The organism is Streptomyces sp. NPDC029152 (assembly GCF_055564355.1).
Map to the genome: position 1 here is coordinate 71,498 of NZ_JBVHWR010000021.1, position 15,156 is coordinate 86,653.

General features: G+C 73.2%; 11 protein-coding genes. 9 read left to right on the forward strand and 2 right to left on the reverse strand.

Annotated features, from left to right (window positions below; genetic code table 11):
• Positions 1 to 7: 7 nt before the first annotated feature.
• The 4 genes from ACZ4V6_RS31310 (at position 8) to ACZ4V6_RS31325 (ending at position 4,443) form a co-directional block, all read left to right on the forward strand.
• A complete protein-coding gene (locus ACZ4V6_RS31310; RefSeq protein WP_467833934.1) occupies positions 8 to 595 on the forward strand; it encodes a hypothetical protein in 588 nt (195 codons plus the stop codon).
• Between the two features lie 194 nt (positions 596 to 789).
• Entirely contained in the window at positions 790 to 975 is a 186-nt protein-coding gene (locus tag ACZ4V6_RS31315; RefSeq protein WP_467833935.1) for a hypothetical protein, read from the forward strand.
• A 104-nt stretch (positions 976 to 1,079) separates the two neighbouring features.
• A complete protein-coding gene (locus ACZ4V6_RS31320; protein WP_467833937.1) occupies positions 1,080 to 4,199 on the forward strand; it encodes a helix-turn-helix transcriptional regulator in 3,120 nt (1,039 codons plus the stop codon).
• 37 nt (positions 4,200 to 4,236) lie between these two features.
• Positions 4,237 to 4,443 (forward strand): DUF6191 domain-containing protein, encoded by a 207-nt coding sequence (locus ACZ4V6_RS31325; RefSeq protein ID WP_467833938.1) that lies wholly within the window; start codon positions 4,237 to 4,239, stop codon positions 4,441 to 4,443.
• A gap of 10 nt (positions 4,444 to 4,453) precedes the next feature.
• On the opposite strand, the gene ACZ4V6_RS31330 is transcribed toward ACZ4V6_RS31325, so the two are convergent.
• On the reverse strand, positions 4,454 to 5,653 hold the full coding sequence (locus ACZ4V6_RS31330; RefSeq protein WP_467833940.1) for a PQQ-dependent sugar dehydrogenase: 1,200 nt from the start codon (positions 5,651 to 5,653) through the stop codon (positions 4,454 to 4,456).
• A 57-nt stretch (positions 5,654 to 5,710) separates the two neighbouring features.
• Positions 5,711 to 6,709 carry an aldo/keto reductase gene (locus tag ACZ4V6_RS31335; RefSeq protein ID WP_467833941.1) on the reverse strand — a complete coding sequence of 333 codons (999 nt, stop codon included), beginning with the start codon at positions 6,707 to 6,709 and terminating at the stop codon, positions 5,711 to 5,713.
• A 75-nt stretch (positions 6,710 to 6,784) separates the two neighbouring features.
• On the opposite strand from ACZ4V6_RS31335, the gene ACZ4V6_RS31340 reads away from it, so the two are divergent.
• The 5 genes from ACZ4V6_RS31340 (at position 6,785) to ilvC (ending at position 14,942) form a co-directional block, all read left to right on the forward strand.
• On the forward strand, positions 6,785 to 7,726 hold the full coding sequence (locus ACZ4V6_RS31340; RefSeq protein ID WP_467833942.1) for a 2-hydroxyacid dehydrogenase: 942 nt from the start codon (positions 6,785 to 6,787) through the stop codon (positions 7,724 to 7,726).
• A 377-nt stretch (positions 7,727 to 8,103) separates the two neighbouring features.
• The gene (locus ACZ4V6_RS31345; RefSeq protein ID WP_467833943.1) at positions 8,104 to 11,181 is read left to right on the forward strand and encodes a putative bifunctional diguanylate cyclase/phosphodiesterase; all 3,078 of its coding nucleotides are present in this window, start codon (positions 8,104 to 8,106) and stop codon (positions 11,179 to 11,181) included.
• A gap of 242 nt (positions 11,182 to 11,423) precedes the next feature.
• Positions 11,424 to 13,268, forward strand: a complete 1,845-nt coding sequence (locus ACZ4V6_RS31350; RefSeq protein WP_467833945.1) for an acetolactate synthase large subunit — start codon at positions 11,424 to 11,426, stop codon at positions 13,266 to 13,268.
• A 32-nt stretch (positions 13,269 to 13,300) separates the two neighbouring features.
• Entirely contained in the window at positions 13,301 to 13,825 is a 525-nt protein-coding gene (gene ilvN / locus ACZ4V6_RS31355) for an acetolactate synthase small subunit (protein ID WP_467833947.1), read from the forward strand.
• Positions 13,826 to 13,943: 118 nt separating this feature from the next.
• Positions 13,944 to 14,942, forward strand: a complete 999-nt coding sequence (ilvC, locus tag ACZ4V6_RS31360) for a ketol-acid reductoisomerase (protein WP_467833948.1) — start codon at positions 13,944 to 13,946, stop codon at positions 14,940 to 14,942.
• The last annotated feature ends 214 nt before the right edge of the window (positions 14,943 to 15,156 follow it).

Sequence of the window (15,156 nt, forward strand, 5' to 3'; positions counted from 1 at the left end):
GCGAGGCATGGGAACGAAGACAGTGGACGAGACCGCCGGCAGGACCGACCAGGACAAGGCGGACGAGGTGGCGAAGACCGGGGCCGCCGAGAACACGGCCGCGGACGGTGACGCCACCGCGGCCGACGCCACCGCGGCGGACGCGTCCGGGACCGACGCCGGGACCGACGCCGAGGCCGGTGCCGTCGGGAAGGACGGCCCCACCGGCGTCGGCCAGGGCGCCGGTGCCGTCGTCTCCGCCGGGCTGGGCGTCGTCTCGCTGACCGGCAGCTGGGTCGGCACTGTGGCCTCCGCCCGCGAGTCGCTGGTCGGCCAGCTGGAGACCTCGTCGTCCTCCGACGTCGCCACGCTGATCGAGAAGGGCTACGGCAACGCCTGGCACGCCACCGCGCTGTGGGGCGGCCTGTTCGCCCTGGTCGCGCTGATCGTCGGCGTCGTCGTGCTGGCCCGGCCCGCCTTCGGCGCCCCCGGCAGGCCGCAGGCGCCGTGGATCAAGTCGGTCGCCTGGGCGGGCGTCGCGCTCGGCGTCATCGGGCTGCTCCTGGCCGTCCTCAAGTACACGGACGTCCTGCTGGGGCTGCCGTCCGCCGGCTGACCGGGCTCCTCGAGGGGTCTTAGGGCATCAGCGCGCCCCCGGCGCGCGCCCTAAGACCCCTCAGCCGTGTCTAAGGCCCCGACGGGGCGCCGAAGATGCGGAACTCACCCGATGTGGCCGGCCCCCCTGGGAGACGAAGGTTGAGGCATCGCAGCGAGCGAATCCGAAACCGGCTTCTCACCGAGGGACACACCGTGTACGAGTACGAGATCCAGCAGCTCCGCACCGTCGAACTGATCCGCCGCGCCGACCAGGCCAGGCTGGCCCGCGAGGCCGTCCGCGCCCACCGCGCCGCCCGTCGGGACGCCCGCGGCGAAGCCGCGCCGGCGGAGAGCCATACGTTCCGGTTCCGCCGGCACCGGCTCGCCCGGCCGGCGTGAACGGGGGAACAGGGGAGGGAGGCCGTACGGCCTCCCTCCCCGCCGTCGTGCCGCCCGCCGCCCTCCTCCCGAAAACCGGTGACCTGCCGCCGGACCCGCGTGCGATGCTCGGGCACGTGGAGACCAGGTCCGTCAGTCCCGTGTTCGTCGGCCGCGCAGGCGAACTGGACACGTTGCACGACTTACTCGCCCGCGCCGCCGGCGGGGGCGCCTCCCGGACGTCCGGCGCCGGGGGAGAGCCGCAGGCGCTGCTGCTCGGCGGCGAGGCGGGCGTCGGCAAGACCCGCCTCGTCGAGGAGTTCGCCGGCGCCGCACGCCGGCAGGGCGCCGTCGTCGCGCTCGGCGGCTGCGTCGAGATCGGCGCCGACGGACTGCCCTTCGCCCCCCTCTCCACCGCGCTGCGCGCCCTGCGCCGCGAACTGCCCGGGGAACTGGCCGCCGCTGCCGCCGGACAGGAGGAGGAACTGGCCCGGCTGCTGCCCGAACTGTGCGAGACCGCCGCCGGCCCCGGCGGCGGCCGGCACGACGAGGAGAGCATGGCCCGCCTCTTCGAGCTCACCGCCCGCCTGCTGGAGCGCGTCGCCGCCCGGCACACCGTCGTCCTCGTCCTGGAGGACCTGCACTGGGCCGACGCCTCCACCCGCCACCTGCTCGCCTACCTCTTCCGCACCCTGCGCACCGGCCGCCTCGTCGTCCTGGCCACCTACCGCTCCGACGACATCCACCGCCGCCACCCGCTGCGCCCCCTGCTCGCCGAACTCGACCGCCTGCGCACCGTCCGCCGCATCGAACTCGGCCGCTTCACCCGTGAGGAGGTCGGCCGCCAGATCGCCGGCATTCTCGCCCACGAACCCGACCCGCTCCAGGTCGACGAGATCTTCGAACGCTCCGACGGCAACGCCTTCTTCGTCGAGGAGCTCGCCGTCGCCGCCCACGCGGGCTGCCGCACCGGCCTCACCGACTCCCTGCGCGACCTGCTCCTGGTCCGCGTCGAAGCCCTGCCGGAGAGCGCGCAGCGCGTCGCCCGGATCGTCGCCGAGGGCGGCTCCACCGTCGAGTACCGGCTGCTCGCCGCCGTCGCCTCCCTCGCCGAGGACGACCTCATCGAGGCACTGCGGGCCGGCGTCAACGCCAACCTCCTGCTCCCCGCGCCCGACGGCGACGGCTACCGCTTCCGCCACTCCCTGGTCCGCGAGGCCGTCGCCGACGACCTGCTCCCCGGCGAGCGCTCCCGCCTCAACCGACGCTACGCCGAGGCCCTGGACGCCGATCCGACGCTGGTGCCCGCCGCCGAGCGCGTGATGCGCCTGGCCAGCTACTGGTACCACGCCCACGATCCGGCCAAGGCCCTGCCCGCCGTACTGGACGCCTCCGTGGAGGCCCGCCGCCGCCACGCCTACTCCGAGCAGCTCCGGCTGCTGGAGAGGGCCATGGAACTGTGGGACTCCGCCCCCGACGACGTACGCGCCACCCTGCGCCCCGTCGACTACACCGAGGTCTATCCGCCCTGCGGCTGCCACCCGCAGACCGCGCCCCTGCGCTACCTGGACCTGATGGCCGAGGCCGCCGTGGCCGGACGGCTGTGCGGGGAGCGCGAGCGGGCCCTGAAGATCACCAAGCGGGCGCTGCGCCTGCTGGAGGAGGAGCAGGAACCCGGCTCCGACGCCCGGCCGAACGGACGGGACCCGCAGCGCGCCGCCTGGTTCTGGACGCAGCGCTCCCTGCTGGTCCAGGCCCAGGGCCGCGGCGACGGCTGGCGGGAACTCGGCATCGCCCAGGAACTGGTCCGCGGCCTGCCGCCCTCCCAGGTGCACGCCGAGGTGCTGGCCATGTCGGCCAACTGGTCGATGCTCCACTGCCCCGGCCCGGAGGCCGTGACCGCCGCGGAGCGCGCCGTGGAGTACGCGCGGATGGTGGGCGCCGCCGACATCGAGCTCAACGCCCGGCTCACCCTCGGCGGTCTGATGGTCGACGCCGGTCACATCGACGCGGGGCTCGCCGAGATGTACCAGGTCCGGGACCGGGTCGTGGCGCAGGGACAGTCCGTCGTGGTCGCCCGCAGCCACGTCAACCTGCCCTCGGTCCTGGAGAGCATCGGCCGCTCCGAGGAGGCGGTCGGCATCCTGCGCGAGGGCATCGACCTCACCCGCCGGACCGGCCTGCTGGAGTCCGAGGCCTGGGTGTGGGGCAACCTCGCCGAGTCCCTCGTCTCCCTGGGCCGCTGGGACGAGGCGCTCGAGGCCGCCGCCACCGCCGGGGCCCCGGGCCGGGGCCCCGCACCGCGCGGCGGCGCCTGCATCAAGCGTGCCGTCGTCGCGCTCGCCCGCGGTGAGACGGCCGAGGCCGCCCGGCTGCTCGCCGAGGCCCGCTCCGTGTACGGCGCGCTCGACCCCGTGCCCCAGTACCGGCTGCCGCTGGCCACCCTCGCCATCGGCATCGCCGCCGCCGAGGGCCGCGTCCCGGACGCCCGCGCCGAACTCGACCGGGCCCTGGCGGCCGGCTTCCCGCCCGGCACCCAGCGTTACGGCTGGCCCCTGCTGCTGGCCGCCGCCGAGGCCGAGGCCGACGCCCGCAGCCTGCCGGCCGCCGAGGAGGGCCGCGCCGAGGCCCTCGAACGCCTCGCCGGGGCCGCCAAGTCGCTCACCACGGGCGTCCCGGTCTGGCTCGCCCACGAGCGGTGGGTCCGCGCCGAACTCGACCGGGCCCGGGGCTGCGACACCGTGCGGGCCTGGTCGGAGACCGTCACCGCGTTCGAGCGCCTGGAGCGGCCCTACGAGCTCGCCCGCGTCCGTCACCGGCTGGCCGGCGCCCTGCTGGCCGCCGGCGGCGACGACGGGCGGGCCCGCGCCACGGAACTGCTCCACCTCGCCCGCACCGTCGCCGGCCACCTCGGCGCCCGCCCCCTCGGCGACGCCGTCGCCCTGCTCGCCCAGCGCGCCGGACTCGTCCTCGGCCGTGCCGCCGGACCGGCCACCGTCCCCGCCGACCCGGCCGGCGCACTCGGTCTCACCAGCCGGGAACGCGACGTCCTGCGCCTGGTCGCCGACGGCCGCACCAACCGCCAGATAGCCGAGGAGCTCTTCATCTCGCCCAAGACCGCCAGCGTCCACGTCTCCAACATCCTGGCCAAGCTCGGCGTATCAGGCCGCGGCGAAGCGGCGGCCCTGGCGCACCGGATGGCGCTGTTCCCGGACGGGACGCTCGCGACCCGTCCGGCCGGCTGAGGCCTACGCTGGAAGGACGCCGATCGAGGGAGCCCGCGTGTTCAACGCTTTCGAGGAGCTGTTCGCCCCCGGCCGCAAGCACACCCGCGACGAGCGGAACCGGCTGGAACTGACCCGGGAGGACGTCGGCGACGGTGATCCGGGCCGCGGCCCGATAGACCTCGCGTCGGGCAGGGTCGTCGTCCACCCGGCGAGTCCGGGGAAGCCGGAGACCGGGCCGGAGGAGCCCGCCGAGGACGGGTGACGGACGCCGCCTACGACACCTCCAGCTCCAGGATCCGGTCGTCCCCGTCCTTCACGTCGCCCCGGCCGTCCGTGTCGCTCGTGACGAGCCACAGCCTGTCGCCGCCCGCCGCGGCCACCGTGCGCAGCCGGCCGTACTCGCCCTCCAGGAACGCCTGCGGGTCGGCCGAGGTCCGCGTGCCCTCCAGCGGGACGCGCCACAGCCGCTCGCCGCGCAGGCCCGCCATCCAGACGCAGCCCCCGGCGTAGGCGATGCCGCTGGGCGAGGCCTCGTCGGTGCTCCACTGGGCGACCGGGTTCAGGAAGGCGGAGTCGTCGGACCTGCCCTCCGCCCGCGGCCAGCCGTAGTCGCCCCCGGGCCTGATCGCGTTCAGCTCGTCCCAGGTGTCCTGGCCGAACTCCGAGGCGAACAGCCGCTGCTCCGCATCCCAGGCCAGCCCCTGCACGTTGCGGTGCCCGTACGAGTACACCGTGGAGTCCGGGAACGGGTTGCCGGGCGCCGGCTCGCCCTCCGGGGTCATGCGCAGGATCTTGCCGCCGAGGGACTCCTTGTCCTGCGACAGGCCCCGCTCACCGCTCTCGCCCGTGCCCGCGTACAGCATCCCGTCCGGCCCGAAGGCGATCCGGCCGCCGTTGTGGACGACGCCCTTGGGAATGCCCTTGAACACCGTGTCCGGGGCGCCCAGCTGCTCCCCCGGCGGCTTCCTCGCGTCGTAGAGCATGCGCACGATGCGGTTGTCCGAGGCCGAGGTGAAGTACGCGTAGACCATGTGGTCCGACGCGTAGTCGGGGGAGAGGGCGATGCCCAGGAGGCCGCCCTCCCCGGCCGGGGACACCCCGGGCACCTCGCCGAGCTCCGTCGTCCGGCCGCTCTTCTCGTCGACCCGCGTGATCGTGGCCCCGTCGCGCGAGGAGACCAGCAGTCCGCCGTCCGGCAGCGGAGCCAGACCCCACGGGCTCTTCAGCCCCGTGGCGACGGTGCGGACCACCTTCACGGAGCCCTTCGCGGGCGGTGTCTCCCCGGCGGCCGGGCCGGGGGACGACGACCCCGCCGCCGTACGGCTCGCGGGGGCGCCCCTGTCCGCGCCCGGCGGTTCACCGCCGTCGGAGGAGCAGCCGGCCGTCAGCAGGAGGGCGGCGGCCAGCACGGCCGTCACGGATCGACGTCGCACGATCAAGGTCCCTTCGAAGCGGCGGGTTCTCCCTGTCATACACCGCCGGGCCCCTCCGGGGGACCGGTCGCCGGATCCCGGGCCCGGCGAACCGCCTCAGTCCCACGAGCCCTGCGCCGCCGGCAGGTCGCGGATCTCCGCCAGGTCGGGCCCGGTCAGCCGCAGCGCGGCCGCCCCCGCGTTCTGCGTCACCCAGCGCTCCCGCTTGGTGCCCGGCACCGGCACCACGTGCCGCCCCTGCGCCAGCACCCAGGCCAGGGCCACCTGCGCCGGCGTGACGTCGTCGCCGTGCCGGGCCGCGATCCGGCGCAGACCGGCCACGATCGGCTGGTTGGCGGCCATCATCTCGGCGGTGAAACGGGGATGGCGGGCGCGCAGGTCCTCCGGTTCGAAGCCCTGCCCGGGGGTCAGCGTGCCGGTCAGGAAGCCGTTGCCGAGCGGCATCGCGGCGAGGAAGCCGACGCCCCTGCTCTCGCACCACGGCAGCAGCGTCCGCAGCGCCTCCGGCGACCACACCGACAGCTCGGCCTGCACGGCGCTCACCGGGAAGACCTGCTGCACCCGCTCCAGTTGCCGCACCGTCGCGTCGTGCAGCCGCGCCCCCGGCCGCCGGGCCGACCGGGCACCGACCGCGCAGAGCCCGAGCGCCCGTACCTTCCCGGCCCGCACCAGCTCCGCCATCGCGCCCCAGGTCTCCTCGACGGGCACCTCCGGATCGGCGCGGTGCAGCTGGTAGAGGTCGATGACGTCCGTCTGCAGCCGGCGCAGGGAGGCGTCGCAGGCGCGCCTCACGTAGCCGGGACGGCCGTTGGCCACGATGTGCTGGTCGCCGACGAGCAGTCCGACCTTCGTCGACACGAACGCGTCCGAGCGCCGCCCCTTCAACACCCGCCCCAGCAGCAGCTCGTTGGTGAACGGGCCGTACATGTCCGCCGTGTCCAGCAGGGAGACGCCCAGATCGAGGGCCCGGTGCACCGCCCTGGCCGACTCGTCGCCCCGCTGCCGCGACGCGCTGTACGCCCAGTTCATCGGCATGCACCCCAGTCCGACGGCCCCCACCGCGAGTGCCGTCGCGCCGATCGTCCTGCGCTCCACCTGGTCGTGACCCTCCCTCGTCAGGCCACCCAACCTAACCTCTGCCCTCCCACGGCCCTGACATAGCCTCCTGACATGACTGCTGACGTGTGGCTGCCCATCCCGCCGGACGAGATCGAAGGGCTTCCCGAGGGCCCCGCCTACCGTTACTGGAACGGCGAGGAGGACTTCCCCGCCGACCCGGCCGACTGCGCGTACTACGTCGTCCCCTACATGAAGCCCAGCGGCGTCGGGACCCGCCCGCTGCCGCGCATGCGGTCCGTCCAGGTCGTCCAGACGCTCTCCGCCGGCATCGACCACGTGGAGCCGGGACTCGGCCACCTGCCCGCGGGCGTACGGCTGTGCAACGCGCGCGGAGTGCACGAGGCCAGCACCGCCGAGCTGACCCTGACCCTCGTCCTGGCGTCGCTGCGCGGTGTCCCCGACTTCGTGCGGGCGCAGGACCGCGGCGAGTGGCTCGGCGGCTTCCGGCCGGCGCTCGCCGACCGGACCGTGCTCATCGTCGGATACGGGTCGATCGGCGCCGCCATCGAGGACCGGCTCGTGCCGTTCGAGGTCGCGCGGGTGGCGCGCGTCGCGCGCTCCGCCCGCACCACGGCGCGCGGTCCGGTGCGCCCGCTCACCGAACTGCCCGCCCTCCTCCCGGAGGCGGACGTCGTCATCCTCTCCACACCGCTCACCGAGGCGACCCGCGGTCTCGTGAACGCGGACTTCCTGGCCCGGATGAAGGACGGCGCCCTGCTCGTCAACGTGGCGCGCGGCCCCGTCGTCGACACCAAGGCCCTGCTCGCCGAACTGGAGAGCGGGCGCCTCACCGCCGCCCTCGACGTCACCGACCCCGAACCGCTGCCGCCGGGCCACCCCCTGTGGCAGGCTCCGGGAGTGCTCGTCAGCCCGCACGCCGGCGGACCGACGTCCGCCTTCCTGCCGCGCGCCAAGCGGCTGCTGACGGACCAGCTGACCCGGTTCGTGAACCGGGAGCCGCTGCGCAACGTGATCCTGACGACGGGCGGGTAATCCGTTTCAGGTACCCTCCGCAACCCCCCGGGCGCGGTGGGTACCCGCATATTCCCTGGTCGTCACGGAGAGTAGAGAAGCTATGTCCCTGAGTGACGAGACTGGTGTATCGTCCGACAGGGGACGCGCCGCGCACCGTTCGGCGCCGGGGACGGACGACTCAGACTGTGAGGGGGGCGACGGGCGATGCACGGCCTATGGACGAACGACCCGACGCGGCGGAGCCGCCGCCGGCGACCCTGGCGCACGGCCGCGCACAGGCGGGGCCGGCCCGGTCGGCACGGTCATCACCAGCGGCGCCAGAGCGGCCGCGGAAGGCAGGCGCACGCGGCGCACGCGGGCCCGTGGGACACGGCGGCGCGGACCGGGAGGCCCCGGTGAGTCCGCCCACGCCCGTGTCCACCCTGGACGGAGCGCCGCGGACGCCGCCCGCGTCCGGACCGCTGCCGCCCGCGCCGGCGCCGGCCGTCGGCAGGCCGGCCCTCGTCCGCCAACTCGCCCTGACCGTGGTCTGCGCGGGGTACGCCGTCGGTTCCGCGCTCGGCTGGGGTTCCGAGCACCTCGCCACGATCATGGGCGACTTCGGGCTGAGCGCCGCCGCCGGCGCCGCCGCCGTCTCCTGCTTCCTCTACGCCCGCGGCCCCCGGGTCCGCTACCGGCCCGCCTGGCTCCTGTTCGCCCTCTCCTCGGCGATGGCGGCCCTGGGCAATCTGGTCTGGGGGTGGTACGAGGTCGTCCTGCGGCAGCCGGTGCCCAGTCCCAGCTATGCCGACCTGTTCTTCCTGTGCTTCGCGCCGCCCGCCATCGTGGGGCTGCTGGTGCTGGCCAAACGCCCGGTGACCAAGGCGGGCTGGATCTGCCTCGGCCTGGACGCCTGGCTGATCGGCGGTTCGCTGCTGACCCTGGCCTGGAGCCTGGCCCTCGCCCAGGCGGCCAAGGCCGAGGGCGGCTCCAGCGTGGCGCACGCCGCGCTCTCGGTGGCGTATCCGCTGCTCGACATCGCCCTGATCAGCATGGTGCTCGCGCTGCACTTCAGGCGCTCGCCCGTGGGACGGTCCACGGTCAACACCGCCATCGGCGCGCTCGCCCTGACGGTGATGTGCGACGCGCTGTTCACCTCGCCGCTGATGCACAACAGCTACCGCTCCGGCCAGTTGCTCGACGCCGGCTGGTTCGCGGGTTCGCTGCTGCTCGCGTACGCCCCCTGGGCCGCGTCGTGGCGGGGACGGCCGCAGGGCGAGGACGGGCCCGGCGGACACACGCGCGTGGTCCACGAGCACGTGCCCGGCCGGCGCGCCGCGGACCGTCGTCCGGCGCCGGCCTCCCCGCCCGCGTCCGCGCCGGGTGACGAGCCGAGCCGCTACCCGGCCGCCCGGCCGATCGCCGGCTCCCTGGCCGCGCTCACCCCCTACCTCGCCGCCGCGGTCTGCACCCTGGGCATCCTCTACAACGTCCTCAACGGCCGCAGCGTCGACCGCGTGGTGCTCCTGACCTGCGGCACGGTGGTGCTCGCGCTCGTCGTGCGCCAGGGCATCATGCTGCTGGACAACATCACCCTCACCCAGGAACTGGCCCAGAAGGAGAACCACTTCCGCTCCCTGGTGCAGGGTTCCAGCGACGTCATCATGATCGCCGCGCCCAACGGCATCCTCCGCTACGTCTCCCCGGCCGCCGCCGGGGTCTACGGCCGCCCGGCGGAGGACCTCGTCGGCAGTGAACTGGCGGGCATCATCCACCCGGAGGACCTCGGCTGCGTGGTGCACGAGGTGCGCCGCTTCCTCGCCGCGGACCCGGTCGAGGAGCCCACCACGCGCATCGAGTGCCGCTTCCGGTCCGGGGGCGGCGGCTGGCTCAACGTCGAGTCGACCGTCAACCGGCACCACGGGGGCCTCATCTTCAACAGCCGGGACGTGACCGAGAGGGTGCGCCTCCAGGCGCAGCTCCAGCACAACGCCGAGCACGACCCGCTCACCGACCTGCCCAACCGCGCCCTGTTCACCCGGCGCGTCCAGCAGGCCCTGTCCGGCCGCCGCGCCTCCGACCGGGGCGCCGCCCTGCGCGGGACGGCGGTGCTCTTCATCGACCTCGACGGCTTCAAGGCGGTCAACGACACCATCGGGCACCAGGCCGGGGACGAACTCCTCGTCCAGGCCGCCCGCAGGCTCCAGGAGGCCGTCCGCAAGGGGGACACCGCCTCCCGGCTGGGCGGCGACGAGTTCGCGGCCCTGATCGCCGGGGACGGCACCCGCGACCGGGCCGCACGCGAGAGGCACATCCTGGAGCTCGCCGACCGCCTCAGGTCCACCCTCTCGCAGCCCTACCTCATCGACGGCAACGACGTCCGCGTCAACGCCTCCATCGGCGTCGCGTTCGCCGAACCGGGTCTCGGCGCGGGCGAGCTGCTGCGCAACGCCGACCTCGCCATGTACCGCGCCAAGGCGGGCGGCAAGGGCCGCGTCGAGCTGTACCGACCGCAGATGCAGCAGGACGTCGTGCGCAAGGCCGAGCTGGCGGGCCGGCTGCGGGCCGCGCTGCACGACGGCGAGTTCGCGCTGCTCCACCAGCCGGTGGTGTCCCTGACGGACGGCCGGATCACGTCCGTGTGCGCCCAGGCGCGCTGGCGCTCGTCCCAGGGCGTGCTGTTCACCCCGGCCGAGTTCCTGCGGGTGGCCGAGGACGGGGACAAGACCGCCGAGCTGGACCGCTGGGTGCTCCAGGAGGCCGTCGAGCAGGCCGCGGAGCGGGCGGCGGCCGGCCTGTCGGTGCCGGTGGCCGTGCGGATCGGCGCCCGGCGGCTGCTCGACCGCTCCATGCCGCTGGGCACCGTGGAGGCCCTGCTGACCCGGCACGGGCTGCCGCCGGGCTCCCTGGTGATCGAGCTGTCCGACACCGACCCCCGGGTCGGCCTGGACGAGCTGGAGCGCCGGCTGAACGCCCTCCGGCGGGTCGGCGTCCGGATCACGCTCGACGGCTTCGGCAGCGGCCACGCGGCGATCACCGCCCTCAGACGGCTCCCCGTCGACGTCCTCAAGCTCGACCGGAGCCTGGTCGAGGGCGTGGTGGAGTCCGCGCGGCTGCACAAGATCACCAGTGGGCTGCTGCGCATCGCGACCGACCTCGGACTCACGTCCGTGGCCGACGGCGTGGACCTGCCCGAGCAGATCGTCGCCCTGCGCGCGATGGGCTGCACGCACGGGCAGGGCATGGCCTTCTCCGGACCGCTGGACGAGCACAGGCTGCGCAGGACGCTCGGAATCGGCCACTACCCGGTGCCGCACGGACCGGCCGAACCGGCGTTCGCGGGCGGCGGCGCCGGGGTGTACGCCGTCGGCGCGGGCGTCGGCAACGCTCCCGCCGGCCAGGTCGCCGGCGGCGTCGGCTCCGGCCTGCCGGCCGTCCTGGGAGGCGGCACGGCCCTCCGCTCACATAATGAGACGCCCGTCCCACCCACTTGACAGTGGGTGCGTGCCGGAGGGAGGGTCAGTGCCATGCGCACCCGAATTCTCGTACTTGGACAGCGCGTCGGCTGAAGCTGGTGACGTCCGGACCGACCCGGACCCCAGCGACCCACACCCGGCGCGCTCCCCTCGCTTGCCTTATGGCACGAGGGGTTTTTTGTTGCACAGGCACCTGCCGAGCAACAGCCGCAGATCGCCCAACCCTCGCAAAAACCCTCAGCATCGAGAAGAGAATGCCGATGACCGAGCAGGCCACCGGGGCCCATCACCCGCAGCCGCGGCCCCGATCCGGAGGACAGTCCGCCCCCGAGCACGTCACGGGTGCGAAGTCCCTCATCCGCTCGCTTGAGGAGGTCGGGGTCGACACCGTATTCGGCATTCCCGGGGGCACGATCCTCCCCGCGTACGACCCGATGATGGACTCCAGCCGGGTGCGCCACGTGCTCGTCCGTCACGAGCAGGGCGCGGGCCACGCGGCCACCGGTTACGCCCAGGCGACCGGCAAGGTCGGCGTCTGCATGGCGACCTCGGGGCCCGGCGCCACCAACCTGGTGACGCCGATCGCCGACGCGAACATGGACTCGGTGCCGCTGGTCGCGATCACCGGCCAGGTCGTCACCAAGGCGATCGGCACGGACGCCTTCCAGGAGGCGGACATCGTCGGCATCACGATGCCGATCACCAAGCACAGCTTCCTGGTCACCAAGGCCGAGGACATCCCGAAGACGATCGCGGAGGCGTTCCACATCGCCTCGACCGGCCGCCCCGGCCCGGTCCTGGTCGACATCCCGAAGGACGTGCTGCAGGCGCAGACGACCTTCTCCTGGCCGCCGGCCACGGACCTGCCCGGCTACCGCCCGGTCACCAAGCCGCACGCCAAGCAGATCCGCGAGGCGGCCAAGCTGATCACCGCCGCGAAGCGCCCGGTGCTCTACGTCGGCGGCGGCGTCCTCAAGGCCCGGGCCACCGCCGAGCTGAAGGTGCTCGCCGAACTCACCGGAGCGCCCGTCACCACCACCCTGATGGCGCTCGGCGCGTTCCCCGACAGCCACCCGCTGCACGTGGGGATGCCGGGCATGCACGGTGCGGTCACCGCCGTCACCGCGCTGCAGAAGGCCGACCTGATCGTCGCCCTCGGAGCCCGCTTCGACGACCGCGTCACCGGCAAGCTGGACAGCTTCGCCCCGTACGCCAAGATCGTCCACGCCGACATCGACCCGGCGGAGATCGGCAAGAACCGCGAGGCCGACGTGCCGATCGTCGGTGACGCCCGCGAGGTCATCGCCGACCTCGTCCAGGCCGTCCAGAAGGAGCACGCCGAGGGCAACCGCGGCGACTACACCGCCTGGTGGAAGGACCTCAGCCGCTGGCGCGAGACCTACCCCCTGGGCTACGACCAGCCCGGGGACGGTTCGCTCTCCCCGCAGGCGGTCATCGAGCGCATCGGGCAGCTCGCGCCCGAGGGCACGATCTTCGCGGCCGGTGTCGGCCAGCACCAGATGTGGGCCGCGCACTTCGTCCAGTACGAGCAGCCCGCCACCTGGCTGAACTCCGGCGGCGCCGGGACCATGGGCTACGCCGTCCCGGCCGCCATGGGAGCCAAGGCCGGCATGCCCGACCGGACCGTGTGGGCGATCGACGGCGACGGCTGCTTCCAGATGACCAACCAGGAGCTCACCACCTGCGCCCTGAACAACATCCCGATCAAGGTCGCCGTCATCAACAACGGCGCCCTCGGGATGGTCCGCCAGTGGCAGACCCTGTTCTACAACCAGCGGTACTCCAACACGGTGCTGCACTCCGGCCCCGAGGACGTCAACCCGGACGCCCGCGGCACCCGCGTCCCCGACTTCGTGAAGCTGTCGGAGGCCATGGGCTGCTACGCCATCCGCTGCGAGGACCCCGCCGACCTCGACAAGGTCATCGAGGAGGCCAACTCCATCAACGACCGCCCCGTCGTCGTCGACTTCATCGTCCACGAGGACGCGATGGTCTGGCCGATGGTCGCCGCCGGCACCTCCAACGACGAGATCATGGCCGCCCGGGACGTCCGCCCCGACTTCGGCGACGGCGAAGACGACTGAGAGCCGTCAGGACCAAGCAGAGGAAGCAGAACATGTCCAAGCACACGCTCTCCGTCCTGGTGGAGAACACGCCCGGCATCCTCGCCCGGATCGCCGCCCTGTTCTCCCGCCGCGGCTTCAACATCGACTCGCTCGCCGTCGGTGTCACCGAGCACCCCGACATCTCCCGCATCACCATCGTGGTGAGCGTCGAGGAGTTCCCGCTGGAGCAGGTCACCAAGCAGCTCAACAAGCTGGTCAACGTGCTCAAGATCGTCGAGCTGGAGCCCTCCCAGGCCGTGCAGCGTGAACTCGTTCTGGTGAAGGTGCGCTCCGACAACGAGACGCGCTCCCAGATCGTCGAGATCGTCCAGCTCTTCCGCGCCAAGACGGTCGACGTCTCCCCGGAGGCCGTCACCATCGAGGCCACCGGCAGCAGCGACAAGCTGTCCGCCATGCTCAAGATGCTGGAACCGTACGGCATCAAGGAACTCGTCCAGTCCGGCACGATCGCCATCGGCCGCGGCGCCCGTTCGATCACCGACCGCTCGCTGCGCGCACTCGACCGGTCCGCATAACGACGGAAACGGGCGGTCGGCGCCACGTCCGGCCGCCCGCATTCCGAGATCCCGAGACTTCCCTTCCCCCCACCGGCATACGGTGGGACGCAACACCTGCACTCAAGGAGAGAACCCAGTGGCCGAGCTGTTCTACGACGCCGACGCCGACCTGTCCATCATCCAGGGCCGCAAGGTCGCGGTCATCGGGTACGGCAGCCAGGGCCACGCCCACGCCCTGTCGCTGCGCGACTCCGGTGTCGACGTGCGCGTCGGTCTGCACGAGGGCTCCAAGTCCAAGGCCAAGGCCGAGGAGCAGGGCCTGCGCGTGGTGAGCCCGTCCGAGGCCGCCGCCGAGGCGGACGTCATCATGATCCTGGTCCCGGACCCGATCCAGGCCGAGGTCTACGAGAAGGACATCAAGGACAACCTGAAGGACGGCGACGCCCTGTTCTTCGGCCACGGCCTGAACATCCGCTACGGCTTCATCAAGCCCCCGGCCGGCGTGGACGTCTGCATGGTCGCCCCGAAGGGCCCGGGCCACCTGGTGCGCCGTCAGTACGAGGAGGGCCGCGGCGTCCCCTGCATCGCCGCCGTCGAGCAGGACGCGACCGGCAACGCCTTCGCGCTGGCCCTGTCGTACGCGAAGGGCATCGGCGGCACCCGCGCCGGCGTCATCAAGACGACCTTCACCGAGGAGACCGAGACCGACCTGTTCGGTGAGCAGGCCGTCCTCTGCGGTGGCACCGCGGCCCTGGTCAAGGCCGGCTTCGAGACCCTGACCGAGGCGGGCTACCAGCCGGAGATCGCCTACTTCGAGTGCCTGCACGAGCTGAAGCTGATCGTGGACCTCATGTACGAGGGCGGCCTGGAGAAGATGCGCTGGTCGATCTCCGAGACCGCCGAGTGGGGCGACTACGTCACCGGCCCGCGCATCATCACCGACGCCACCAAGGCCGAGATGAAGAAGGTCCTCGCCGAGATCCAGGACGGCACGTTCGCCAAGAACTGGATGGACGAGTACCACGGCGGTCTGAAGAAGTACAACGAGTACAAGCAGCAGGACTCCGAGCACCTGCTGGAGACCACCGGCAAGGAGCTGCGCAAGCTCATGAGCTGGGTCGACGAGGAGGCGTAGGCCTCACGGCCGAAGGGGCCGGAGCACTGTGCTCCGGCCCCTTCGGCGAACCCGCGGTAACGTCGTACGTACGGCGTTGTCCATCCCGTCCAGCCCCGGACGGGTGATCCTTCCGCGGAGGCGCAGGACGACCCCCGCCACGCCACTAGACTGCTGCACAACATACGCGTCAGGCTCACAGCGTCGTGCGTCTTCCACGCGGCCACTCAACCCT